Source organism: Egicoccus sp. AB-alg6-2 (assembly GCF_041821025.1).
GTDB lineage: Bacteria > Actinomycetota > Nitriliruptoria > Nitriliruptorales > Nitriliruptoraceae > Egicoccus.
In genome coordinates this window covers 293,420-317,325 of record NZ_JBGUAY010000005.1, presented here as the reverse complement: position 1 = coordinate 317,325, position 23,906 = coordinate 293,420, and the positions used below count along the sequence as shown (strand labels likewise).

Below are 23,906 nucleotides of genomic sequence, written 5' to 3'. Positions count from 1 at the left end.
CGCGCCCAACATCCGGCGGACACCAGGGGCGGGGACCCGTGCTCGAACTCGACGGACTTCGGCGTGCGTTCGGCCCCGTCGTCGCCCTCGACGGCCTGTCCTTCGCGGTGCAGCCGGGGCAGCTGTGCGGCTTCCTCGGCCCGAACGGGGCCGGCAAGACGACCGCGATGCGTGCCGTCCTCGGGGTCACCAGGCTCGACGGCGGCGAGGTTCGCTGGCAGGGCGCCCCCATCACCGACCAGATGCGGGCGGCCACCGGCTATCTCCCCGAGGAACGGGGCCTGTACGCCAAGATGCCCATCGGGGAGCAGTTGGTGTACTTCGCCCGGCTGCACGGTCGGTCGAAGGCCGAAGCCGCGATCCGTGTGGACGAGCTGCTCGTTCGCCTCGGTCTCGGCGATCGCGCGGGTGACGCCACCGAGACCCTGAGTCTCGGCAATCAGCAGCGGGTGCAGTTCGCGGCCGCGCTGGTCCATGAGCCGGATCTGCTGGTTCTGGACGAGCCATTCAGCGGGCTCGACCCGTTGGCCGTCGACACGATGTCGCAGCTGCTCCGCGAACAGGCGGCACACGGCGCGGCCGTGGTGTTCTCGTCGCACCAGCTCGACCTCGTCGAGGGCCTGTGCACGACCGTCGCGATCGTCAATCGTGGGCGCACCGTGCTCCACGGCGAGGTCCGGGAGCTCAAGCGTCGGGGGCCGACCCGCCTGCGGGTGGTCGTCGACGGTGGCGACGACTGGCTCGCATCGATCCCTGCGCAGGCCGAGATCGTGGGGCACGACGACGGCGAGGTCACCCTGGTGCTCGGCCCCGACGTCGATCCCGTCGGGGTACTGCAGCACGCCCGTCGCAGCGGCACGGTGACCGCGATGAGCCTCGAGCAGCCGCGTCTGTCCGAGTTGTTCCGGGGCGCGGTCGGGGAGCCGGTCTGATGCGGACCCGACAGATGCTGCTGGTGGCCGGACGCGAGATCCGCCAGCGCCTGCGATCCAAGGCGTTCGTCGGTACGACGCTGCTGCTGGCGGTGGTGACCCTGGCCGGCGCGGTCGTGTTCGCCATGGGCGACCAGATCTTCGCCGGGGACGACGACGAGACGGCCACGACCGAACCCGTCGAGATCGTGGTCGCCGGCGAGCTCTCGGACGCCGCGCGTGCCGCGATCGCGGCCAGTGCCGGCGCCGAGCCCCGCTTCGTCGAGGTCGCCGACGAGGCGGCGGCCCGCGCCGCCGTGGCGGAGGGTGCCGACTTCGCCGTGGTCGACGGCGGCAGGCGGCTGCTCGCGCCACCCCCCTCCGGGCCGTTTGCGTCCCCGATTCCGTTCGGGCTGGCCGAGGGCCTGGGCGTTGCCGCCGAGTTGGACGCCGCCGGCGTCGCCGCCGAGGAGGTCCGGACGGCGCTGACTGCCCCGCCCGTCCCCGTCGAGACGGTCGAGACGGGTGCCGGTGTCGACGCGGAGACCGCCGAGTCGCGCTTCGCCGTCGCCTACGCCGGTTCGTTCTTCCTCTACCTGGCGTTGATCTTCTTCGCGCAGATCGTGGCCACCGGGGTCATCGAGGAGAAGGGCTCCCGCGTCGTCGAGCTGATGCTGCCGGCCGTACCCGCCCGCCAACTCCTCGGTGGCAAGCTGATCGGGCTCGGCATCGTGGGGACGGTGCAGGTGCTCGTCATCATCGCTCCGGGACTGCTCTTCCTGCTGGTGCGCGAACCGGAGTTGCTCCCGCCCGGCATCGGCGCCGCCATCGCGTCGGTGATCGTGTTCTTCGTCCTCGGCTTCGCGCTCTACGCCGGCGTGACCGGCGGACTCGCGGCCATGGCGTCGCGCCTCGAGGACCTGCAGGCCGTCGTCATGCCGCTGTGGGCCATCCTCATCGTCGCCTTCATGCTCGCGTTCCCGACGTTGCACGCGCCAGAGAGCCGGCTGGCCGTGGTGGCGACCTTCGTGCCGTTCTCCGCCCCGTTCGTGGTCCCCGTCCGGTTGGCGCTGGTGGACCTGCCGCTGTGGCAGGCCGCGCTGTCCAGCGCGATCGTGGTGCTCACGGCGGTCGTGCTCACCCTGTTGGCGGCGCGCCTCTACGAGGGCTCCATCCTGCGCAGCGGCGGCAAGGTCGGGTATCGCACCGCCTGGCGGGGCGCCAAGGACTGACGCGCGAGGTGTCCACCAGTCGCCGGCGTAGCGATCCGGGCATAGTCGAGCCGCTGACGCGCAGGGGTTTCTCCGCACGGATGACGGCTGGCGATGTGACGTGAGATCGCGGTTGTGACGCCAGACCGAGGTTGGCCCCGATGTGGGATCACATCCTCGATCTGGCGTCACATGGTCGGGTGACCTACATGCGCGGACGCGCCGTGGTGACTAGTCGGATCACCACCCGATCTCTCCCTCCGCTGACGATCTCACCGGCCGGTGAACACGGGCGTGCGTCGGTCGCGGCCGGCGGCGAGACCCTCGAGCAGGTCGTCGGTGCCGTAGCTGACGGCCTGGCAGGCCGCCTCGCGCGCCAGCGCGGTGTCGAGGTCGGCGTCGGCCGTCGTCGCCAGCGTCTCCTTCAGTTGGCGCACGGTGACCGGCGCGGCGGCCGCGATCTCCTCGGCCAGCGCGATGGCGCGGGGCAGCACCTCGTCCGCCGCAACCGCGTCGATGGCCAGACCGGCGTCCGCCGCCTCGCGTCCGGTCACCAGCCGGCCGGTGTAGAGCCAGTCGGCGGCACGCTGATGACCGATCGCGCGCGCGAGCAGCCACGATCCGCCCATGCCCGGGTGCAGTCCCAGCCGGGCGAAGTTGAGCCCGACCTTCGCGTCCTCGGCGACGATGCGCAGGTCGCAGGCCAGGGCGACGCACAGGCCCGCACCGATCGCGTGCCCGTTGATCGCCGCGATCACGGGCACCGGGAGGTCGCGCAGGCTGAGGAAGCGGGCGTAGAAGTCACGCATGAACCCGGTCGCGTCCAGGCCCTCGTCCCGGGTCCGCCGGGCGAGGTCCTCAAGCATCGCCAGGTCGCCGCCGGCGGAGAAGGCGGGCGGGGCCCCGGTCAATACCACCACCCGGAGTCCGTCGTCGTCGTGCAATGCTGCCGCGGCGTCGCGCAGCGCGTCGCCCATGTCCTGGGTCATGGCGTTGCGACGGTCGGGTTCGTCCAGGGTCAGGATCGCGACGCCGTCGTCGCGACGTTGCGTGCGCACACTCACAGCCGGTGCCCTTCGTCGTGCTCGCGTTGCTGCGCAGGCTAGACAGCCAGCGCGCGATCGCCGTTTCAGGACCCGCCTGATGGACAGCGGGGCCGGGCCGCCGATACGCTTCGGACCGAGCAACGGCGCTCCCGACCTCCAGCGGGGCGCCGTTTTCTGTTGCGTCCGCCACTTCCCGGACCACCTCGGTGGCCCTGCTCGGCGTCGGCCCGACGTCCCAACGGTGCCTTCGGCGCCGGTCGAGCAGGAGTACCGCCACGTGTCCGAGACCTCGTCGCGCCCCGCGCTGTCGAACGCCGTCGATGCCGACGTCGCCCGGCGGCGCGCCGCCAGGGCCGTCGCCTTCGACCCGACCGCCGAGCGAGATGCCTGCGGCATCGGGTTCGTTGCGCACGTGGACGGCCAGCCACGCCGCTCCATCGTCGCGATGGCGTTGCAGGGACTCACGGGCGTCGAGCATCGTGGTGCCGTCGCCGCGGACGGTCGATCCGGTGACGGTGCCGGTGTGCTGACCCAGATTCCGCGTCAGCTGGCCGCGACGTGGGCCGCCGAACTGGGCAGCGACGACGTCGCCGCCGACGACTTGGGACTGGCATTTCTGTTCCTGCGTCCGGGGGACGACGAAGCGGCACGGGCGGACCGGTCCACGGCCCGAGCGGCGTTCGAGGCGGCCTGCGCGACCGAGGGCGTGCGGTTCGTCGGCTGGCGGCCGGTCCCCAACCGCCCCGAGGTCATCGGCGAGCTGGCGGCCGCCGTCCAGCCGGCACTGGAACAGGCGCTGTTCGTGCGTCCCGATCCGGGTGGCGCCCGCGACGACCGGGAGCTCGAACGCCTGGCCTATCGGTTGCGTCGACGCGCCCGCAAGACGTGCGAAGCAGCCGGAGCACGCTTCTACGCCGCCTCGTGCTCGTTCGTGACGGTCGTCTACAAGGCGATGGCAAACGCCGACCAACTCGACGTCTTCTATCCCGACCTCGGTGACGAGCGCTACACCTCGGCGCTGGCGGTGTTCCACTCGCGGTTCTCAACCAACACCACCCCGAGCTGGGAGCGGGCGCAGCCGTTCCGGATGCTGTGTCACAACGGCGAGATCAACACGATCGCCGGCAACGGCAACCTGATGCGTGCCCGGGAAGGTCAGCTCGTCGCGGGATCGTTGTCCGTGGACGGCAGCGACTGGGTCGACCCTCAGCTGCTGGTGCCGGTCGTGGACGACGAGCAGTCCGACTCGGCCAAGCTCGACCAGGCGCTGGAGCTGCTGGTCCACGGCGGCCGCGACGTCCGGCACGCGCAGGCCATGCTCGTCCCGCAGGTCTGGGAGGGTGCCCGTGACCTCGACCCCGAGATCCGCGACTTCTACCGGTATCACGCCACCCTGGTCGAGCCGTGGGACGGGCCGGCCGGGCTGATCTTCACCGACGGGCGGCGCGTGGGTGCGACGCTCGACCGCAACGGCCTGCGTCCCCTGCGCTACCACGTGTGCGAGGACGGCGTCGTGGTCGCCTCGTCCGAGGTCGGCGCCGTACCCACCGGCGATGCGGGGGCGATCAGGCGCGAGCGTCTCGGACCCGGACAGATGCTGTGCGTCGACCCCGACGAGGGCGGGCTGCAGGAGGACCGCGAGGTCAAGCTCCAGCTCGGGCGTCGGGCGCCCTACGGCGTCTGGCTGCACGAGCACGTCCGTCAGGTGCGTGCGGGCCTGCCGGTCGAGACGGCACCGGCCGACCTGCGGCGACGCCAGCTCGCGTACGGGTTCACCAAGGAGGAGGTGATCTCCATCCTGCGGCCCATGGCGACGCAGGGCAAGGAGACCATCTCGTCGATGGGTGACGACACCCCCATCGAGCCGCTCTCGCACGTGCGCCGGCCCGTCTCCCACTACCTCAAGCAGCGGTTCGCCCAGGTCACCAACCCGCCCATCGACCATTACCGCGAGTCGCAGGTCATGAGCCTGCGCACCTACCTGGGACCGCGACAGCCGATCCTCACCGAGCGTCCCGAGGCGGCCCGGTTGCTCGAACTCGGCTCGTTCTTCCTGTTTCCCGAGGGACTGCAACGGATCGTGCTCGACCCCGACATCCCGTTCGGCGTGCAGGCGGTCGACGCCACCTTCCCCGTCGCGCAAGGCACTGGGGGCCTGCGCCCCGCGCTCGACCGTCTCGGCGAAGAGGCGGAGGCGCACGTGCGGGCCGGCGCGGGCATCGTGGTCGTCTCCGACGGTGGCACCGACGACGACCGCTGCCGCATCCCGATCCTGCTCGCCGTCGGCGCCGTGCACCAGCACCTGCTCGACGTCGGGCTGCGCACCCGGACCTCGATCGTCGCGGAGACCGACGAGGCCCGCGAGACCCATGACGCGGCCACGCTGCTCGGCTACGGCGCCGACGCGATCGTGCCCCGCCTGGTGCTGCAGACGATCGCCGACCTGGCCGACGAGGGGCGCATCGGCGGGGACAACCCGACGGCGAACGTGGCGCAGGAGCGGTACCGCAACGCCGTCGAGGACGGCGTCCTCAAGATCATGTCGAAGATGGGCATCTCGGTGCTCGACAGCTACCGCAGTGCCCAGACCTTCGAGGCGCTCGGGCTCGGTCCGGAGGTGATCGAGCGCTGTTTCACCGGCACGGTCTCCAAGTTGGGCGGCCTGACCCTCGACGACCTCGCCGAGGACGTGCTCGCGCAGCACGCCGAGGCGTACGGCGCCCCGGTCGACGACCTGCCCGACCTCAGCAGTCCCGGCATCATCAAGTGGCGCAAGGGCGGCGAGTACCACGACATGAACAAGCCGGTCATCGACGCCCTGCACGACGTGCTCGGTCTCGGCCGCAAGCCACGCACCGACCCCTTCACGCTCGCGGGCGCTGGTGCCGGGGCCGAGGCGCTGGACGGTAGCCGCGACCTGGTCGACGGGCAGACGGCCGCGTTGCTGCGCAGTGCGGCTGAACAGGGGCGGTGGGACCTGTACCAGCGCTTCTCCGAGACGGTCCGCGACCGCCCCGTCGCCTATCCGCGTGACTTCCTGCGTCCCCTCGGGTCCGGCCCGTCCATCGCGGTCGACGAGGTGGAGTCCGCGCGGAGCATCGCGCGACGGTTCTCGACCGGGGCGATGTCCCACGGGGCCCTGTCCGCCGAAGCGCACGAGACGCTGGCGGCGGCCCTGAACATGATCGGCGGTAAGGCCAACTCCGGCGAGGGTGGTGAGGATCCGGCCCGCTTCCGCACCCGCGGAAGTGCCCGTGACCTCGACTGCCGCATCAAGCAGGTGGCCTCGGGACGGTTCGGTGTGACGCCCGCCTACCTCGCCAACGCCGAGCTGCTGCAGATCAAGATGGCGCAGGGCTCCAAGCCTGGCGAAGGCGGGCAGATCCCCGGGCACAAGGTGACCGACGAGATCGCGCGGCTCCGCCACACGACCCCCGGGGTCACGCTGATCAGTCCGCCGCCGCACCACGACATCTACTCCATCGAGGATCTCGCCCAGCTGATCTTCGACCTCAAACAGGTCAACCCGTTGGCGCAGGTCGACGTCAAGCTCGTGGCGGCCGCCGGCATCGGCACCGTCGCCGCGGGCGTCGCGAAGGCCCTGGCCGACTCGATCCACATCTCGGGCAACGACGGGGGCACGGGCGCGTCGCCGCTCTCGTCCATCCAGCACGCCGGCATGCCGTGGGAGCTCGGCCTGACCGAGGTTCAGCAGGCGCTTCGTGTCAACGGGCTGCGGGGCCGCGTCAAGCTGCGTGTCGACGGCGGCTTCAAGACCGGCCACGACGTGCTCCTGGCCGCCCTGCTCGGCGCCGACGAGTACGCCTTCGGCACCGCCGCGCTGTTCGCCGAGGGGTGCATCATGGCCCGGGCCTGTCACCGCGACACCTGCCCGGTCGGCATCGCGACCCAGCGCCGTGAGTTGCGCGACAAGTTCGCGGGTACGCCCGAGATGGTGGCCGGCTACCTGCTGATGGTCGCCGAGGAGGTCCGCCACCTCCTGGCCGGCATGGGACTGCGCTCGTTGGACGAGGCGATCGGACGGGTCGACCTGCTCGAGGCGCGGCAGGACCTCGAGGGGCGGGCGGCCACACTCGACGTGTCCGCACTGCTGCAGGACGCCGGCCGTGGTGAGCGCCGTTTCGTGGAACGCGAGCCCATCCAGGAGCCGCGGAGCCAGCTCGGCGACCGCGTCTTCGAGGACTCGCTCGAAACCGTCTTCCTCGGCGGCATCGTCGAATACACCTACCGGATCGCCAACGCCGACCGGACCGTCGGCGCGCGCATCGGCGGCGCGGTCGGGCTGGAGTTCGGGGAGGGCGCCCCCAACGGGCTGGCGCGGTTGCGGTTCACCGGTGCGGCCGGGCAGTCGTTCGGCGCGTTCGCCAGCCGCGGCCTCGAACTCGTCCTCGATGGCGAGGCGAACGACTACGTGGGCAAGGGCCTCGGCGGTGGACGCATCGTGATCCGCCCCCCGCAGGACGACGCCGGCGATCCGGTCCTGGTCGGCAACACCGTCCTGTACGGCGCCACGGCGGGGGAGTTGTTCGTCGCGGGTCGCGCCGGCGAGCGCTTCGCGGTCCGCAACTCGGGTGCGACGGCGGTCGTCGAGGGCACCGGTGACCACGCCTGCGAGTACATGACCGGCGGCACGATCGTGATCCTCGGTCCGACGGGTCAGAACGTCGGAGCCGGCATGAGCGGGGGCGAGTGCTACGTGGTCGACACCACCGGGGACCTGCTGGCGCACGTCAACCGGCAACTGGTCGAGGCGCACCGCCCGAACGGCGGGCAGCTCGTGCAGGTGCGCGAACTCGTCGAGCGGCACGCGACCCTGACCGGTTCGAGCCGGGCGCACCGCGTCCTGGACGACTGGGACGAGGTGGCCGGCAAGCTGTGGCGCATCGCCCCGAAGTCCGAACTCGAACGCGTCGCGTCGGTCGGCGCGGGCGGCGTCAGCGTCGACTGAACCACCGCACGAAGGCCGGCCCCGGGGAAGCGGGCCGGCCTTCGTGATGGCGCGGTGTTTGCGCGACGACGGTGCCGGGACGTGATCAGGCGGCGCGACGCGCCACCGTGGTGACGGGTTCGTCGGCCACGCGCGCAGCCAGGCGCACCAGCTGTGACGCCACGGCGGCGCGCACCCGAGATGGGGGCCGAGGTCGTCGAGGATGCCGTCTGCGGGTGGCGGCGGCGTCGAGGTCCTCGCGCACGCGCAGGCTGGCTTCGTGGTGGATCAGGTCGGGATGGAACATGGGGTTCACCTCGTGGAAGGAACGAACCGTCGCCTCGGACGAGACGACGAGCCGCCGGCGCAGCCGCTCGAGGCGCCGTGCCGTCACCGGGCAGGGCCCGGCTTTCGGTCGCGACGACGAAAAGAGCCGGCGGGAGTCCGCCGGCTCTGGCTCAGGAGAATTCGGAGTGGCTAACGAACTCCGAGGCGAGCGAGCACGACGGGACGGCAGGCGGCGCTGCCGCCGAGCGTCGACGTGGCTACGTGCTGCATCATCGGGGCACCTCCTCCGGCGTCGTCGTGTGCTGGGCTCGCAGGTCGCTCGCGCTTGGGCGCGAAGGACGTGGAAGCCACACTAAACCGCGATGCGGGTGGCGACAAGCACCTCGCCGAAGACGTCCGGTTCCGTGCGTCACCCGCGCTCGGGCGGCCGCCCGGCGGTTCCCGGTGCGCCGACGCCACCAATCCGATGGCCCGCCCGGCGTCGGACACGACTATCCTCGCGCACCGTCGTGCCCACCTGTCGTCGTGCGACAAGGGTCTTTGTGCGTCGCCGGCCACTTCTGAGGTCCAGGCTGCTCGCTCGCCGCCATGCCATGGCGGCCGTGGTGGCCCTGCTGATCGTGCCACTCGTCGCCACCCAGGCGGGCGCCCAGTCGCTCGAGGAACTGCGTCAACAGCGCAGCGAGGCGGCCGAGAAGCGGGCGGCGGTCGAGGAACGGCTCACGGCGGCCGCGGTCGAACTCGACGAGCTCGAGGTCCGCAAGGCCCAGTTGGAGGTCGAGCGCGACCAACTGGCGGCAGAAGCTGCCGAGCTCGAGGCCGAACTCACCGCGGTCGGTGACCTGATCGCACTGCGCGTGCGCGAGACCTTCATGCACGGGTCCAACCTCGATCCGCTGGCGATCTTCCTCTCCAGCGCCGAACCGACGGCGGCCCTGTCCCGGGCACAGACCGTGCATCGCCTGGTGGCGGGGGACCGCTCACGCACCGAGGTGCTGGGGGCGATGCAGGCACGCCTCGACGCCGTCCGTGACCGACTCGCCACGCGCACGGCCGAACTCGAGGCGGCGCAGGAACGCCAGGCCGAGGTCACCGCCGCACTGATCGAGGACCTCGAGGCCGCCAAGGAGCTCGAGGCCGACCTCACCGAGCAGGAGCGCGCCGAGCGGGCCCGCCTCGAACGCGAGCGACGGGAACGGGAGGAACGCGAGGCCGCCGCCAGGCGGGAGCGCGAGGCGGCCGCGGCACGCGAGCGCGAGGCCGCCGCCCGGCCCAGGTCCGGCAGTTCGGCACCCGCGTCCGGCACGTCCGGTGGCGGTGCGGCCGTCTCGTCGGGTGGCATGGCCTGCCCGCTCGACCATCCCCGCCGTTTCACCGACACCTGGGGGGCGCCGCGTTCGGGCGGCCGTGCGCACCGCGGAACCGACATCCTCGGTCCCTACGGCATCCCCGTCCGCGCGATCACCAGCGGCACCTGGTCGATCCAGAAGACGGGGCCCAGCGCCGGCCTGTGGGCGATCCTGCGCGGCGACGACGGCAACCAGTACTGGTACATGCACCTGCAGAGCCACACCGTCGGCAACGGCGCCCGTGTCTCGGCCGGCCAGCAGGTCGCGACCAACGGGGACACGGGCAACGCCCGCGGCACCCCGCACATCCACTTCGAGCTGCACCCCGGCGGCGGTTCGGCGATCAACCCCTACCCGACGCTCAAGCGGGTGTGCGGCTAGCTTCGCCCCTCGCGACGTGCCGCAACACCTGCTTCCAGGGTGGCCAGGCACGTCGTCGCGTGTGGCGGCGACCGCCACGGCCTGCTTGCTGATCCGTACCGGTCGTACGCCGAGCTCGCGGCGCAGGACGTGGTCGACGTGGCCGTTGCCGCCGGCGGACTTGCTCTCGACGAGGACGAGGTCACCGGCCAGCGACACCGAGCGTCCGGCGTGGCGCCCGACCCGACACGGGACCAATGCCTCTGAGCGCAGCGCACGTCCTCCCGGCAGGATTGCGCCGGGGATGGCAGGCTGTCCGAACGCTCGAGCCGCCCCGGGAGCCCAGGCCGAGCCGGGAGGACAATTCCACATGAGTCAGAGCGCCACGCGTCAGCGGGTCCAGCTCTCCAACGCCGTCGTCCGGTTCGCGGGCGACTCGGGCGACGGGATGCAGCTGACCGGCGACCGGTTCACGACGCAATCGGCCCTGGCGGGCAACGATCTGGCGACGCTGCCGGACTTCCCCGCCGAGATCCGCGCCCCCGCGGGGACCGTCGCCGGCGTGAGCTCGTTCCAGCTCCACTTCTCCGACCAGGACATCCACACGCCGGGGGACCGTCCGGACGTCCTGGTGGCGATGAACCCGGCCGCGCTGCTCAAGCACCTCGAGGCGCTCAAGCCGGGTGGGACGCTGATCCTCAACGCCGACGCCTTCGAGAAGCGGAACCTGGCCAAGGCCGGCTATGCGACCAACCCACTCGAGGACGGCTCGCTGACCGACTACCAGGTCCACGAGGTGCGTCTGACGGACCTGACGTTGCGTGCCATCGAGGACCAGATCGAGGCCGGTGAGCTCAACAAGAAGGAAGCCGAGCGCTGCAAGAACATGTTCGCGCTCGGACTGGTGTCGTGGATGTTCCATCGTCCCCTTGGTGACACCGAGGCCTGGCTCGAGACGAAGTTCGCCAAGACGCCCGAACTCGCGCGAGCCAACATCTCGGCGCTGCGGGCCGGGCGAAACTACGGCGAGACCACCGAGGCGTTCACCTACACCTACGAGGTCAAGGCCGCGAAGCTGCGGCCGGGTCGTTACCGCAACATCACCGGCAACCAGGCGGTCGCCTACGGCCTGGTCGCCGCGAGCGTCCGGGCCGGGCTGCCGCTGTTCTACGGCTCCTATCCGATCACGCCCGCGTCCGACATCCTGCACGAGCTGTCCCGGCAGAAGCACTTCGGGGTCTCGACCTTCCAGGCCGAGGACGAGATCGCCGCGATCGGGTCGGTGATCGGTGCAGCGTTCGGTGGCGCCCTCGCGGTCACCGCGTCCAGCGGACCGGGGATCGCGCTCAAGGCCGAGGCGATGGGGCTCGCCCTCACCGCCGAGCTGCCGATGGTGATCATCAACGTCCAGCGTGGCGGGCCCTCGACCGGCCTGCCCACCAAGTACGAGCAGTCCGACCTGCTGCAGGTGCTCTACGGCCGCAACGGCGAGGCGCCGCTGCCCGTCGTGGCCGCGAGTTCGCCGGCCGACTGCTTCGACGCGACCATCGAGGCGTGTCGGATCGCGCTCACCCACCGCACCCCGGTGGTGCTGCTCTCCGACGGCTACCTGGCCAACTCGGCCGAGCCGTGGCGGCTGCCCGAGGTCGACGACCTGCCCGACCTGCGGGTCGAGTTCACGACCGAGCCCAACGGCGAGGACGGCGAGTTCCTGCCCTACCTGCGCGACCCGGTCACGCTCGCCCGTCCTTGGGCCGTGCCGGGCACCCCGGGGCTGCAGCACCGCATCGGCGGCCTCGAGAAGGAGGACGTCACCGGCCACATCAACTACGAGGCGGCCAACCACCAGCGCATGACCGAACTGCGCGCCGCGAAGGTGCAGAAGGTCGCCGACGCGCTGGCACCGACCGCGGTCGAGGACCCCGACGGCGACGCCGAGGTGCTGGTCGTCGGCTGGGGATCGACCGCCGGACCGCTGCAGGCGGCCTGCCACGAACTGCGGCGCCAGGGGCGGTCCGTCGCACGGGCGCACCTGCGTCACATCGCACCGTTGCCCCACGACGTCGACGACATCCTGCGGCGTTACCCGCGGGTGGTGTGCGCCGAGAACAACACCGGTCAGCTCGCCATGCTGCTGCGGGCCCGGACGCTCGTCGACGTGCAGACCTACAACCGCGTCAGCGGCCAGCCCTTCTCCACGTCGGAACTGGTCGATGCCATCGCCTCCCTCGGGTTCGGGGTCGGTGTCGCGGCCACGGCCCCGCAGGGCAGCAATGGAAAGGTCGAACGATGACGGGTACGAACAACGGTCTGACCCGCAAGGACTTCACCTCCGACCGCGAGGTCCGCTGGTGCCCGGGCTGTGGTGACTACGCGATCCTCGCCGCGGTGCAGGGTCTGCTGCCTGAAGTCGGCGCCCGGCCCGAGTCGACGGTGTTCATCTCCGGCATCGGCTGCTCCTCGCGGTTCCCGTACTACATGGACACCTACGGGATGCACTCGATCCACGGGCGCGCCCCCACGATCGCGACGGGCCTGGCGATCAGTCGCCCCGACCTCGACGTGTGGGTCGTCACGGGCGACGGCGACGCGCTCTCGATCGGTGGCAACCACCTCATCCACGCGCTGCGCCGCAACGTCAACATCACGATCCTGCTGTTCAACAACGAGATCTATGGCCTCACCAAGGGCCAGTACTCGCCCACCTCGCCGCTCGGCATCGTCAAGAAGTCGACGCCCATGGGCTCGATCGACCGGCCGGTGAACCCCGTGGCGCTGGCGCTCGGCGCCGAGGCGACCTTCGTGGCCCGCAGCATCGACACCGACCGGCAGCACCTGACCGAGGTGCTCGCGGCGGCGCATGCGCACCGCGGTGCGTCGTTCGTCGAGATCTACCAGAACTGCAATGTGTTCAACGACGGGGCCTTCGCCGCGCTGAAGGACAAGGACAGCAAGGTCCACAACCAGATCCGGCTGCGGGCCGGCGAGCCGATCACCTTCGGTCCCGAGGGCGAGCACGCGGTCGTCGCGCGCGGCGACGGCTCGATGAAGATCAAGCCGACCGCGGAGGCCGGCGACCGCATCGTGATCCACGACCCGCACAAGCAGGAGCCGACGACCGCGTTCGCGCTGGCCCGTCTGGCGCACAACCCGACCGGCCCGACGCCGATCGGCGTGTTCCGCGACGTCGAGGCGCCGGTCTACGACGACCTGCTGCGGGACCAGCTGCGCGAGGCGCGCGAGCGCAGCGGCGACGGTGACCTGCGGGCACTGCTCGAGGGCGGCAACGTCTGGGACGTGGTGGGGTAGCGCCCGCGCGGCGCCCGTACGCGCCCCCGGCGCGCAGCGGGCGCGTCCCGCATTCGGTGGACGAGGGTGCATACTGGTCGGCATCCGCCGGCGATCACCGCCGCCGGGTTCCTCCCGGGCCCCTCGCCCCGCCCTGGCGCCTCGTCCCCGTAAGGCTGCTCCCGTGACCCGTCTGCTCGACACCTTGGCCGCGGCCGTCCGCCGGGCCCCCGCACTGCTGATCGTGTGCGTCGTCGTGCTCACCGCCGTGTTCGGCGCGGTGACGGCCGGCTACAGCGTGCAGGACCAGGGCTTCGAGAACTTCGCGCCCGAGAACGAGGTCACCGCGGCGCTCGAGACGATTGCCGAGGAGTTCGGCTCGGCCTTCGACCCGATCCAGCTGGTGGTCGAGTCCGACGACGGTCCGGTGCTCAGCGCCGAGGGCATCGAGGCCGTCGGAACCCTTCGGGAACGCCTGCTCGGGGACCCGACGGTGTCCGAGGCGTTGGCCCCGATCCCCGACGGGGCGGTCGTGAGCTTCGCCGACCTGGTCCTGGGCGCGGCGGCCGCGCAACAGCTCGACCCGGCGACACTGGAGCACGAGGCGCTGGCCGGACTGCACGAGGGGGCGGCCTCCCAGCTGTCCGCCCAGCAGGCCGAGCAGGTCACGCGGCTGCTCGCGGGCGGTTCGACCGACGCCGAGGTCGGCGCCGTGGTGGTGCTGCTCGACGGCGAGCTCGACATGGCGGAGCGCTCCCAGGCGGTCACCGCCCTCGCGGAGGCCACCCGTGAGCTGCCGGGTGTGCAGGTGTCCACCCTCGACTCCCAGTTGCTCGGCGACGACATCGGCGCCGAGATCCAGGCGGACCTCTCGCGCCTGCTCGCGCTCGCCTTCGGTCTCATCGTCGTGATCCTGATCGCGATCTACCGGCGCCCCATGGACGTCATCGCCTCCCTGCTCGGCCTGGTGTTCACGATCGTCTGGATGCAGGGCATCTCGACCGTGCTCGGTCCCGAACTGCTGGGCTGGACCGGCGGCATGAACGAGATGACCACCGCGATCCCGATCCTGCTGGTGGGCCTCGGCGTCGACTACGGCATCCACCTCACCATGCGCTACCGCGAGGAGCGTTCGGTCGGCGCCGATCCCTCGACCGCCGCGACGGGCGCGATCGGCGCCGTCGGTGCCGCCCTGGCGCTGGCGACGATCACGACCGTGGTCGGCTTCATGACCAACGTCACCAACCCGCTGCCGCCGCTGCGCGACTTCGGCGTGTTCGCGGCGGTCGGGGTCGCGTCCGCGTTCCTGATCATGGTCACGTTCGTCCCCGCCGTCCGGTTGCTGACCGACCGGTGGCGGGTCCGTCGTGGGCGTGACCACCAGGTGGTCCACGCCCACGGTGAACAGCCGCCGTCGCTCCTCGGACGCATCTCGGCCGCACTCGCGCCGACGGCGACGCACCGACCCGGCATCGTGCTGACCGCAGCGGCCGTGCTGACCGTCATCGGTGGCGTCGGCGCCACCGGCCTGTCCACGGAGTTCAGCCAGACCGAGTTCTTCCCCGAGGACTCCGAGGCGCTGGCCTTGCTCGACCTCGTCGACGAGGCCTTCGGCGGCGACCTCACCGAGACGACCCGGATCCTGGTCCAGGGCGACATCGATCAACCCGGCGTGCTGGCCGCGATCCACGAGGTCGAGGAGGCGGCCGGGGGCGTGGTCGGCGTCCGCGCCACCGATGGGCGGGCCTCCGCCGACTCCGTCCTGCGTCGTTCGGAGCTGGTCCTGGAGCGGATCCAGTCCACGCCGACGCCCGACGAGGCGGCGGCCGCCCCGGACGAGCAGGCCGCCGAGGAAGCCGTTCCGACCGATGGTGGCGCCGGTGCCATGCCGCCGCCGGACCCCGCGGCGGTCGAGGCGTTCCTCGCTGCCGCCCGGGACGCCGGGGTCGGCACGCCCGAAGGTCCGGCGGCCGAGGTGACGCTACGGCCACTGGTCGACGCGTTGACCGGGCTCGATCCCTCGGCGGCCAACCTCGTCTCTGACGACGCGCTGCTGATCGAGCTGTCCTCGGCGGCGGGCAACCGGGTCGACGAGATGCGTCGACAACTCGACGAGAGCGTCGTGCCGCTGCGCGATCTCGGCCTCGACGCCGTGGCTGCCTCCGACCCGATCCTGATCGACATCGTGATGGACGAGCTGCGCGCCTCGCAGGTGACCGGCCTGGTGCTCACCCTGCTGGCGTCCGCCGTGATCCTGTCGATCGCGTTCTGGTTCCGGTCGCGCGAACCCGTGCTCGGGGTGCTCGCCATCGCTTCGGTCGGGGTCGTCGTCGCCTGGGTGTTCGGGCTGATGGCCGCCTTCGGCATCCCGTTCAACGTGATGACGGCCATGGTGTCGGCGCTCGCGATCGGGATCGGCGTGCCGTTCGGGATCCACGTCGTGAACCGGTTCCTCGAGGACCGTGACCGCTACGACAACCTCGCCGACGCGATGCGGTCCACCCTGCAGCACACCGGCGGGGCACTGGTCGGCTCGGCGCTGACCACCATCGCCGGCTTCGGCTCGCTGGTGCTCTCCGACATCCGACCCTTCCGCCAGTTCGGCGCCGTGCTCGCGATGACCATCGGACTCGCCCTGGTGGCCAGCGTGGTCGTCCTGCCGGCCATGCTGAGCGTCTACACGAAGGTCCGGGAGCGCCGCCGGACGGAGCCGGCCGCAGAGGCACCACGCCAGGCTGCCGGTATCCCCTGATCTGGTCGGGTTGGCCGGGCCGCGACGCACCTGCGAGGCTGCCGTCCCGATCGGAACGTGGGAGGCGTGCGTGGGCCAGGTCGACGGCATCGAGGTGGAGGCGGTCACGGCTTGGCTCGCCGAGCGGACGCCCGTGGAGCCGCCGCTGCGGTTCGAGGTCGTGCAGGGCGGCCGGTCCAATCTGACCTACACGGTCAGCGACGCCCGTGGCCGCCGGCTGGTCCTGCGGCGACCTCCGCTGCACGGGGTGCTGCCGTCGGCCCACGACATGGGACGCGAACACCGCATCATCACCGCCCTGGAGCCGACGAACGTCCCGGTGCCCGTGACGATCGGCTACGAGGCCGACGACGAGGTCACGGGTGCACCGTTCTACGTGATGCAGTTCGCCGAGGGCGAGGTCGTGCGCGACGCGGCGGCTGCGCGCACACACCTCGACGTGGCGACGCGGAGCGCCGTCAGCGCCGACCTGGTCGACGTGTTGGTCCGGCTCCACGAGGTGGACGTCGATGCGGTCGGCCTGGGGGACCTCGCCCGTCGTGAGGACTACCTCGCCCGCCAGCTCAAGCGGTGGCACGGCCAGTTGCAGCAGGGCGCGACCCGCCGACTCCCGGTGCTCGACGACGTCCATGCGCGGCTCGTCGCCGACATCCCGGCCCAGGGCCAGGCCACCATCGTCCACGGCGACTACCGACTGGACAACCTCGTCCTCGACCCCGCGACCGGGCGGGTCCGGGCCGTGCTCGACTGGGAGCTCACCACGCTGGGCGACCCGCTCGCCGACCTCGGGCTCCTGCTGGTGTACTGGGCCGAACCGGGTGACGACGTCCTGCCGCTGCTCGACTCGCCGACGACCGTCGAGGGGTTCTGGACCCGCGAGGAGGTGGCCGCCCGCTACGCCGAGGCCTCGGGCCGTGACGTCGCGCAGCTCGACTACTACCTCGCCTTCGGCTACTGGAAGTTGGCCTGCATCCTCGAGGGGGTCTACGGCCGATTCGCGTCGGGTGCGTACGGGGAGACCGACGGCAGTTTCGAGGCCTTCGGTGACATGGTGGTGGCGCTCGGGGAGCGGGCGGCCGATGCCGCCGGCCGCGCCGGTCGATGACCGTAAGCGTCGGCGGTCAGCCGCCGACGGGTCGGGCTCGTGCGATCTCGACGAGCGTGTCGGCGACCGTCGTCAGCGGCACCGTCTTGTCGAGGAACGCCGCAGCACCGGCTTCGCGCGCTTCCGCTTCGACGCGTCCGTCGCCGTAGCCGGTGAAGACGACCACCGGCAGGTCCGGGTGGTCCCGGGTCAACAGCCGGGTCGCGGTGATGCCGTCCATGACCGGCATGGCGACGTCCATCAACACGACGTCGGGCTCGTGTTCGCGGACGGCTTCGATCGCCTGCGCGCCGTCTTCGACGTCGGCCAGCACCGTGAGCCGCGGATCGCGACCGAGCGCGAAGACGAGCAGCAGCCGCAGGTCGGCCGCGTCGTCGACGATCACCACGCCGCAGGGCACGCTCACACCTCGGAGGGAGCCGGCTCACGCCGCAGCAGCATGTGCTCGTCCACCGCGCTGTCGGCGAGAAGTTCGGCGACAAGCTCCTGGGATGCGGCGAGGGCCCGGGACACGGCGGCCCCGCTCATCTCGTCCTCGCCGAGCGACCGTGCGTAGTTGGCGGTGGCCAGCGCCTGCACGACGTTGTCATGGAGTTCGAGCGCCGTGCGCCGCCGCTCCTCGGAGCGCTGCACGGCGGTCTCGGCTGCCGTCCGGGCGGTGACCGATCGCGCGACGTCGTACATGCCGACGCCCTGCACGGCCGTCACCACCGTGACGAACGAGACGTGGACCGCCGCCCAGAAGAGCGGCCGCTCGAGCTGGTAGGGCTGCGCGAACAGCAGCCCCCCGTCAAACGCCAGCAGCACATGGTGTCCGACCGCGAACGCCGCCGCCGCGAAGAAGACCAGCCAGTCGCGATAGAGCGCCACCAGGCCGAAGGCGACGAAGAAGTAGAAGTGCGCTTCGGTCACACCTCCCGCGACGTGGACGACCACCGCGGAGACGTACATCAACCCCAGCGCACCGGCGCCGGCCGCCAGTCGTGGGTGTCGCGCGAACCACGCGAGCGCGGCGAACCCGAGCAGCGGCAGGACCACTTCCGACACGGCATGGGTGAGCGTCCAGCCCGCCCGGGCGCCCAGCACCCACAGCACGGGCACGTGAACGAGCAGCAGGACGACGATGGCCCGGTGTCGGCCTGCCTGCCCTTGATGTCGCCCCGTGCGCATGCAGCGCCCCTGTCGTCGCCCCTCGAGCCCTGCCACGCGGTCGCGCGGGCGCAGTGTAGGGAGCCCGGCACCATCGCGGGGCCCGAGGAGTCGTTCCCGCCCATCGGGGGAACGGCGAGCCCCCCGCGGGCAGCTAGGGTGGCGGCATGGCAACCATCGAACCCACCGAAGAGCGACTCGCGCTGTTCATCGACCACGAGAACGTGGCGATCGGCGCGCGAGACATCGGCTACCGCTTCGACCCCGCGCCCCTGATGGAGGCGCTGGCCGAACGCGGCAAGCTGCTGGTACGCAAGGCGTATGCCGACTGGAACCTGTTCACCGAGGACCGGCGGGGGATGGTCGACAGCAACGTCGAGCTCATCGAGATCCCGCAACGCTCCGACGGGGTCCGCAAGAACGCCGCCGACATCCAGATGGCGGTCGACGCGATGGAGCTGGCCTTCACGCGCGACTTCGTGTCCACGTTCGTCATCGTCTCGGGCGACTCGGACTTCACCCCGCTCGTCGGCAAGCTGCGCGAGCTGGACAAGCGGGTCATCGGCGTGGGTCTGAAGGGCTCGACGTCGGCGATGCTGCCGCCGGCCTGCGACGAGTTCCTCTTCTACGACCGACTCGAGGGGGCGCCGCGCCGTACGCCCGGCGGCACGCCAGCGGGCCGCTCCAAGAAGAAGGGTGCGGCCAAGAAGGCCACCGCGCCCAGGGCTGCCGCCACGGAGGCGAAGGACCTGACACCGGCGGACGCCGGCGACGCCGACAAGCCGGCGGCCTCGTCCAGCCAGAAGCAGGATCTCCGCAAGCTCGAGCGGGTGCTGACCCGGACCCTCTCGGGCATCCAGTCCTCCTCCGCGGGGGCGGTGCAGGCGTCCAATCTCAAGCGCGCGCTGCTGCGCAAGGACCCCACCTTCAACGAGCAGGACTACGGCTTCCGCGGCTTCCGCGAACTGTTGCGTCACCTCGAGGAGCAGAAGGTCATCGTGCTGACCGAGGGCACCGCCAAGGGCGACCCCGAGGTCGATTTCCCGTCGGCGCCCCGCGACGAGGATGCGGCGTTCCAGCTGTTGCGTGAGACCGTCAAGGAGTTGATGGTCGAACTCGGTGGCGATCCGCCCCTGTCGGGTCTCAAGGACCAGCTGCGCAAGCGGCAGCCCGACTTCTCCGAGAAGGACCTCGGCTACTCCGGGTTCCTGCAGTTCTGCAAGGCGGCGGTCACCAAGGACGTCGTGGAGATGGACTGGGAAGAGCCCGACCAGGAGTACTACCTCTACGTCGAGGACGACGCGAAGGCGTCCTGACCTGCGCGGACGCGTGCAGGGACGCTTCTGGTCACGCGGCCGCGGGCGTTACCCGATGCCCATACGGGGCGAGCCGGTGTCGGGTCCGCGCTGTTCCACCGATGCGACGCCGGCGCCAGCCGCGCATGGCAGCGTTCGTGCGTAGCGACTGACGTCCCCACGCGCGAACGCGCACTGCCGTCGACACCACCTGACGGCGAGGGGATAGTCAGGCTCGCGCGACGCTCCTGCCGCGCAGGCGCCTCGTCCCGGTGCATCGGGTGACGGGCACGCTTCGGTCGAGCGCTGCAGGGGTTGCGGGGATGGGTACCGCGGACGGGGCTGCTGAGGCGTCCGACGACGACGCCGCCGCTACGCATGCGAGCCGCGCGTGGGTTGCCGGCCCACCGGGCCGGGGTCCGACCACCGCCGCGTCGGCCACAGAACGCTTCGTGGCGCGGGGCCCCCTCGCCGAGCTGGCACCGCTCGAGCCCGGTCCGATCACCGGTCATGGTCAGGGCGTCCGTGAGAGCCTGCCCCGCGCGACGCTGTTGCGGACCACGGATCTGCTCAGCCTGCGCCTGTCCTTCGTCGACCTGGTGCGCGAGGAAGGGCCGGACGGGCCGGTGCTCCGCCGTGCCGATGGTGCGCGGGTGGGCTTCCTGCGCGTCATCCTCGCCGGGCAGCACCTGCACGAGGAGGCGTTCTTCTCCTCCAGCGGTGGCGTGAAGGCCAGGGGAGACGGCTCCCGACCCCCTGATCCCGACGACCGGGTGCCGGAACCCGAGACGGCGTTTCGGACCCCGCCCGTACGCGCACGGCTGGCGGGTGCCTCGCGGGTGGTGCTGCGCGTGCTGGACGAGCAGATCCCGTGGACGTGCGAGGGCATCCTGCGTGCGCTCACCGGGCTGCGGCTGAGCGTGCCGCGCCAGGCGACGCCACGGGCGCCAGCACAAGACCCGCTCCTCGACCTCATCGAACGCTTCGACGTGGTCGGCGCCTCGACGCTGCTCGACCGCGCGACGACCGGGAGACATGCGGCGTCGGTCTCGGGCGCGCTCCACGCCGTCGCAGCGATGCGCGGCTCGGTGACGGCCGTCCGGTCCCGCTTCGGCACGTCCGCGGCGGCCCAAGCCGTGCTGGCCTCCCACCAGGGTGGCGGCGCCTTCCGGCTCGACGCCGATCTGCTCCGGCGGATCGAGTTGGAGCCGTTGCCGATCGAGACGCTGCTGCCGACCACGCCCGCACCACCCACCGGCATCCAGACCGCGCTCGAGTTGCCGTGGCGCCTGCTGCTGAGCCCCCATGCCGAGGCAGGTTTCGCGCACGCGCTGGAGCCGGTCACCTCGGTGACCGGCTGGGTCGAGCTGTGGCACACCCGGCTGGGTACCCGCACCGACGACGGGGTCGACGAGCGCCCCACCGACGACCGCACCGTGCGCGCGGTCTGGGCCCGCGACTTCGACGAGCTCGCAGGTTTCCCCTTCCGCAGCACCCCGCCCGGTTCGGGCGAGGAGTTTCCACACGCCGACGGGTCGCAGGACCGACCCCGTTTCCGCGCCCCGCTCAACAGCCGTGACCGCATGATGCTGGTCCACGAGACCGCCAACCCCAAGCGGCCCCGGACGTCGGGCACGGCCGCCTACGTGCCGCCCCCGGTGGACGTCGAGCACCTGGCGCTGTCGGCGTTGGGCGGCTCCCTGCGAAGCCGGTTCACGACCCGCCCGCCGCGCAACACGACCATCGAGAAGTGGGTCCACCACGCCACGTACGGCCGCGACAGCTTCGTCGAGGTCGTGTACGCCGGGTACCTGCTGCCGTTCGGGCACCGGGCGTCGCTGGTGAAGGTCACCGAGCGCGAACTGCACCAGGGAACCGCCTACCTGGTGCAACGGATGTACGTCGTCGTCCGTCAGCCGGTCCGCGACCTGGGCGCTGGCGGGCGGACCGTCGGTGGGTCACGGCTCGATCGTGCCGTCCCGTTCTCCAGCGTGCGGCTGCTGACCACGACGACACCGTTCATCAACGCCCCCACGGACCTGACGCCGTCGATCTCGGGGTGGATGTTCGTTCCGACGGTCGACGGCGTCCCCTTTCCCTTCCGCATGCTCGCCGTGGACCTCGACGACCGGCTCGTCGAGCTCGAAGGTCCGCTGGCCTTCGTCGAGAAGGACCACGGCGACACGGATGCCCGTCTGCGAGCCGTGGTCGAGGCGTACGCGAACCTCGGTCACGCCATCCATGCCCGGGGGCAGAAGGTCGCCTACGCGGCCAGCGTGGCTGCCGCCGACACGACCCTGGTGACCCGCCAGCTGCGTTTCGACGTCGTCACCTCGACCGGGCTGCGCCAGCGCGGTGGTGACGCGATCGGGTTGGAGCCCGTGCTGCGGGACGCGTCGGTCGTAGTCCCGGCGATGAGCGCGCTGGCGGGCGCCGACGCCTGGGTCACCGTCGCCTACCCCTCGCGTTACCTGGCTGACGGCTTCGCCGGCACCACCGCCGAGGTCTTCCTGGACGTGGTCGGCGGCGCCAAACTCGACTTCTCGACCCAGTCCGACCGATCCGGAGGTTTCGTCGCCCCGTCGATCGCGGTCCGGTCGCTGTCCCGCAGCCTCGGCCCGATGGCGCGGACGGCCGCCGAACTGGCCCCGGGCAGTGGGTTCGATCTCCGGACCTACTTCGACAGCTCGGCCAAGCTGTTCGGCCTCGTCGGCCTGGGGCAACTGCTGCCCGAGGGCACCGTCGACCAGGTGCCGAGGTTCGTCGCCGAGAGCCTCGATGCCGCGACCATGCTGATCAGCAACATCGAACGCGTGGGCGTGCTGGCCGGCAGGCTGGCGGCCGCTCCGGGTGTCGACGGCGCCGCGGCCGCGCTGCAGTCGCTGGCCGATGCCGCGACGTCGCTGCTCGACGGGATCGTCGACCTGCTGGCCGACCCTGACGCCACGGCCGCCAGATCCGCGGCGACCGACCTGCTGGGGGTCGCACAGGCAGCCCGGTCCCAACTCGCCGCCGCCGAAGGACTGCTCCGCGCCGACCGCGAGGCGCTCGAGAGCGTCCTGAACCGGGTCACCGACGTCCTGTCCGGCGCCGGGGACTGGATCGGGCAGATCGCCAAGGTGGCCTCGGGTGCCCCGTTGCCGGAGCTGGTCCGGGCCCGTCTCGACTGGCACGCGACCCTGTTGCCGTGGCCGTCGGCCGGCGACCCCATCTTCGAGCCGGTCGGCGATGGCTCCCTGACACTCGCCGTCGACGTGCAGGCGCCGACGGCGGCCGGCGCACCGCCCAGCGCGCTGGTCAGCTGCGCCGTCGCGCCGTTCGACCTGCACCTGATCGGGAAGAAGAACGCGTTCCTGCACCTGCAGTTCGAACGGCTCGAGTTCTCGGCTGTGCCCGGCCGCAAGACCGACGTCAACGTCGTGTTCCGTGCACCGGACGGCGTGGTGTTCGGCGAGCCGTTGGCCTTCGTCGAGACGCTGCGCAGCATCATCCCGCTGGACGGCTTCAGTGACCCGCCCTACCTGGACGTGCGCCCTTCGGGCATCGAGGCCGGCTTCGACGTCGCGATCCCCACGGTCGCCATGGGTGTGTTCGCGCTGTCCAACGTCACCTTCGCCGCGGCGTTCGCCGTCCCGTTCATCGGCGAGTCCATCGCCGTCCGCTTCGCCTTCTCCAGCCGCGAGGACCCCTTCCGGCTGCAGGTCGCCCTGTTCGCCGGAGGCGGCTTCTTCGCCGTCGTCATCACGCCGTCCGAGGTTCGCGAACTCGAGGCCGCCTTCGAGTTCGGCGCCGCGGTCGCGCTGAACTTCGGTGTGGCGAGCGGTTCGGTGTCGGTCATGGCCGGGATCTACTTCCGGGTCCTCACGCAGGGCGGCGAGACCAGCGCCCAACTCGCCGGGTACTTCCGTGCACGCGGTGAGGTGGACGTCCTCGGCCTGATCCGCGCCTGCATCGAGATCTACCTCGAGCTGACCTATGAGACCGCGAGCGGCAAGGCGGTCGGCCGGGCGAGCATCTCGGTCGAGGTGTCGGTGGCCCTGCTGTCGTTCTCCGTGTCCATCACCTGCGAGAAGAAGTTCGCCGGCAGCTCGGGCGACCCGACGTTCGCCGAGGTGATGGGGCCCTGGGCGGGCGAGCCGGACCTGCCACGTCCGTGGGACGAGTACTGCGACGCGTTCGCCGGCTGACGGTCGAGCGGTTGGGA

14 protein-coding genes are annotated in these 23,906 nt (G+C 71.5%); 10 read left to right on the top strand and 4 right to left on the bottom strand.

Annotated elements, in window-relative coordinates; all coding sequences use genetic code 11:
* The first annotated feature begins 38 nt into the window (after positions 1-38).
* Together ACERMF_RS10890 and ACERMF_RS10885 are read left to right on the top strand one after the other, a co-directional pair.
* The gene (locus tag ACERMF_RS10890) at positions 39-932 is read left to right on the top strand and encodes an ABC transporter ATP-binding protein (RefSeq protein WP_373669107.1); all 894 of its coding nucleotides are present in this window, start codon (positions 39-41) and stop codon (positions 930-932) included.
* Positions 932-2,143 carry an ABC transporter permease gene (locus tag ACERMF_RS10885; protein ID WP_373669106.1) on the top strand — a complete coding sequence of 404 codons (1,212 nt, stop codon included), beginning with the start codon at positions 932-934 and terminating at the stop codon, positions 2,141-2,143. Before ACERMF_RS10890 ends, ACERMF_RS10885 begins: the two co-directional genes overlap by 1 nt.
* A gap of 251 nt (positions 2,144-2,394) precedes the next feature.
* Here ACERMF_RS10885 and ACERMF_RS10880 read toward each other — a convergent pair whose 3' ends face one another.
* A complete protein-coding gene (locus ACERMF_RS10880; RefSeq protein ID WP_373669105.1) occupies positions 2,395-3,186 on the bottom strand; it encodes an enoyl-CoA hydratase/isomerase family protein in 792 nt (263 codons plus the stop codon).
* Between the two features lie 259 nt (positions 3,187-3,445).
* On the opposite strand from ACERMF_RS10880, the gene ACERMF_RS10875 reads away from it, so the two are divergent.
* Complete coding sequence (locus tag ACERMF_RS10875) at positions 3,446-8,137, top strand: glutamate synthase-related protein (RefSeq protein ID WP_373669104.1); 4,692 nt, start codon at positions 3,446-3,448, stop codon at positions 8,135-8,137.
* Positions 8,138-8,222: 85 nt separating this feature from the next.
* Here the strand turns inward: ACERMF_RS10875 and ACERMF_RS10870 are convergent, their stop codons facing one another.
* A complete protein-coding gene (locus tag ACERMF_RS10870) occupies positions 8,223-8,423 on the bottom strand; it encodes a hypothetical protein (RefSeq protein ID WP_373669103.1) in 201 nt (66 codons plus the stop codon).
* A 574-nt stretch (positions 8,424-8,997) separates the two neighbouring features.
* On the opposite strand from ACERMF_RS10870, the gene ACERMF_RS10865 reads away from it, so the two are divergent.
* The 5 genes from ACERMF_RS10865 (at position 8,998) to ACERMF_RS10845 (ending at position 17,258) form a co-directional block, all read left to right on the top strand.
* The gene (locus ACERMF_RS10865) at positions 8,998-10,134 is read left to right on the top strand and encodes a murein hydrolase activator EnvC (protein WP_373669102.1); all 1,137 of its coding nucleotides are present in this window, start codon (positions 8,998-9,000) and stop codon (positions 10,132-10,134) included.
* A 349-nt stretch (positions 10,135-10,483) separates the two neighbouring features.
* On the top strand, positions 10,484-12,406 hold the full coding sequence (locus ACERMF_RS10860) for a 2-oxoacid:acceptor oxidoreductase subunit alpha (protein ID WP_373669101.1): 1,923 nt from the start codon (positions 10,484-10,486) through the stop codon (positions 12,404-12,406).
* Positions 12,403-13,422, top strand: coding sequence for a 2-oxoacid:ferredoxin oxidoreductase subunit beta (locus ACERMF_RS10855; protein WP_373669100.1), 1,020 nt, complete (start codon positions 12,403-12,405; stop codon positions 13,420-13,422). Before ACERMF_RS10860 ends, ACERMF_RS10855 begins: the two co-directional genes overlap by 4 nt.
* A 163-nt stretch (positions 13,423-13,585) precedes the next feature.
* Entirely contained in the window at positions 13,586-16,153 is a 2,568-nt protein-coding gene (locus tag ACERMF_RS10850; RefSeq protein ID WP_373669099.1) for an RND family transporter, read from the top strand.
* 70 nt (positions 16,154-16,223) lie between these two features.
* On the top strand, positions 16,224-17,258 hold the full coding sequence (locus ACERMF_RS10845) for a phosphotransferase family protein (protein ID WP_373669098.1): 1,035 nt from the start codon (positions 16,224-16,226) through the stop codon (positions 17,256-17,258).
* A gap of 16 nt (positions 17,259-17,274) precedes the next feature.
* Here the strand turns inward: ACERMF_RS10845 and ACERMF_RS10840 are convergent, their stop codons facing one another.
* Together ACERMF_RS10840 and ACERMF_RS10835 are read right to left on the bottom strand one after the other, a co-directional pair.
* Positions 17,275-17,658 carry a response regulator transcription factor gene (locus ACERMF_RS10840; protein WP_373669097.1) on the bottom strand — a complete coding sequence of 128 codons (384 nt, stop codon included), beginning with the start codon at positions 17,656-17,658 and terminating at the stop codon, positions 17,275-17,277.
* Positions 17,659-17,660: 2 nt separating this feature from the next.
* Positions 17,661-18,428 (bottom strand): hypothetical protein, encoded by a 768-nt coding sequence (locus tag ACERMF_RS10835; RefSeq protein WP_373669096.1) that lies wholly within the window; start codon positions 18,426-18,428, stop codon positions 17,661-17,663.
* A 146-nt stretch (positions 18,429-18,574) separates the two neighbouring features.
* On the opposite strand from ACERMF_RS10835, the gene ACERMF_RS10830 reads away from it, so the two are divergent.
* Positions 18,575-19,723 (top strand): NYN domain-containing protein, encoded by a 1,149-nt coding sequence (locus tag ACERMF_RS10830; RefSeq protein WP_373669095.1) that lies wholly within the window; start codon positions 18,575-18,577, stop codon positions 19,721-19,723.
* A gap of 431 nt (positions 19,724-20,154) precedes the next feature.
* The gene (locus ACERMF_RS10825; protein ID WP_373669094.1) at positions 20,155-23,889 is read left to right on the top strand and encodes a hypothetical protein; all 3,735 of its coding nucleotides are present in this window, start codon (positions 20,155-20,157) and stop codon (positions 23,887-23,889) included.
* Positions 23,890-23,906 lie beyond the last annotated feature (17 nt).

What these genes read in the sequence shown, in the direction of transcription:
- ACERMF_RS10885 (WP_373669106.1), top strand. Translation starts at nt 932, where the DNA reads ATGCGGACCCGACAGATGCTGCTGGTGGCCGGACGCGAGATCCGCCAG.
- ACERMF_RS10870 (WP_373669103.1), bottom strand. Translation starts at nt 8,423, where the DNA reads ATGTTCCATCCCGACCTGATCCACCACGAAGCCAGCCTGCGCGTGCGC.
- ACERMF_RS10865 (WP_373669102.1), top strand. Translation starts at nt 8,998, where the DNA reads ATGGCGGCCGTGGTGGCCCTGCTGATCGTGCCACTCGTCGCCACCCAG.
- ACERMF_RS10860 (WP_373669101.1), top strand. Translation starts at nt 10,484, where the DNA reads ATGAGTCAGAGCGCCACGCGTCAGCGGGTCCAGCTCTCCAACGCCGTC.
- ACERMF_RS10855 (WP_373669100.1), top strand. Translation starts at nt 12,403, where the DNA reads ATGACGGGTACGAACAACGGTCTGACCCGCAAGGACTTCACCTCCGAC.
- ACERMF_RS10835 (WP_373669096.1), bottom strand. Translation starts at nt 18,428, where the DNA reads ATGCGCACGGGGCGACATCAAGGGCAGGCAGGCCGACACCGGGCCATC.
- ACERMF_RS10830 (WP_373669095.1), top strand. Translation starts at nt 18,575, where the DNA reads ATGGCAACCATCGAACCCACCGAAGAGCGACTCGCGCTGTTCATCGAC.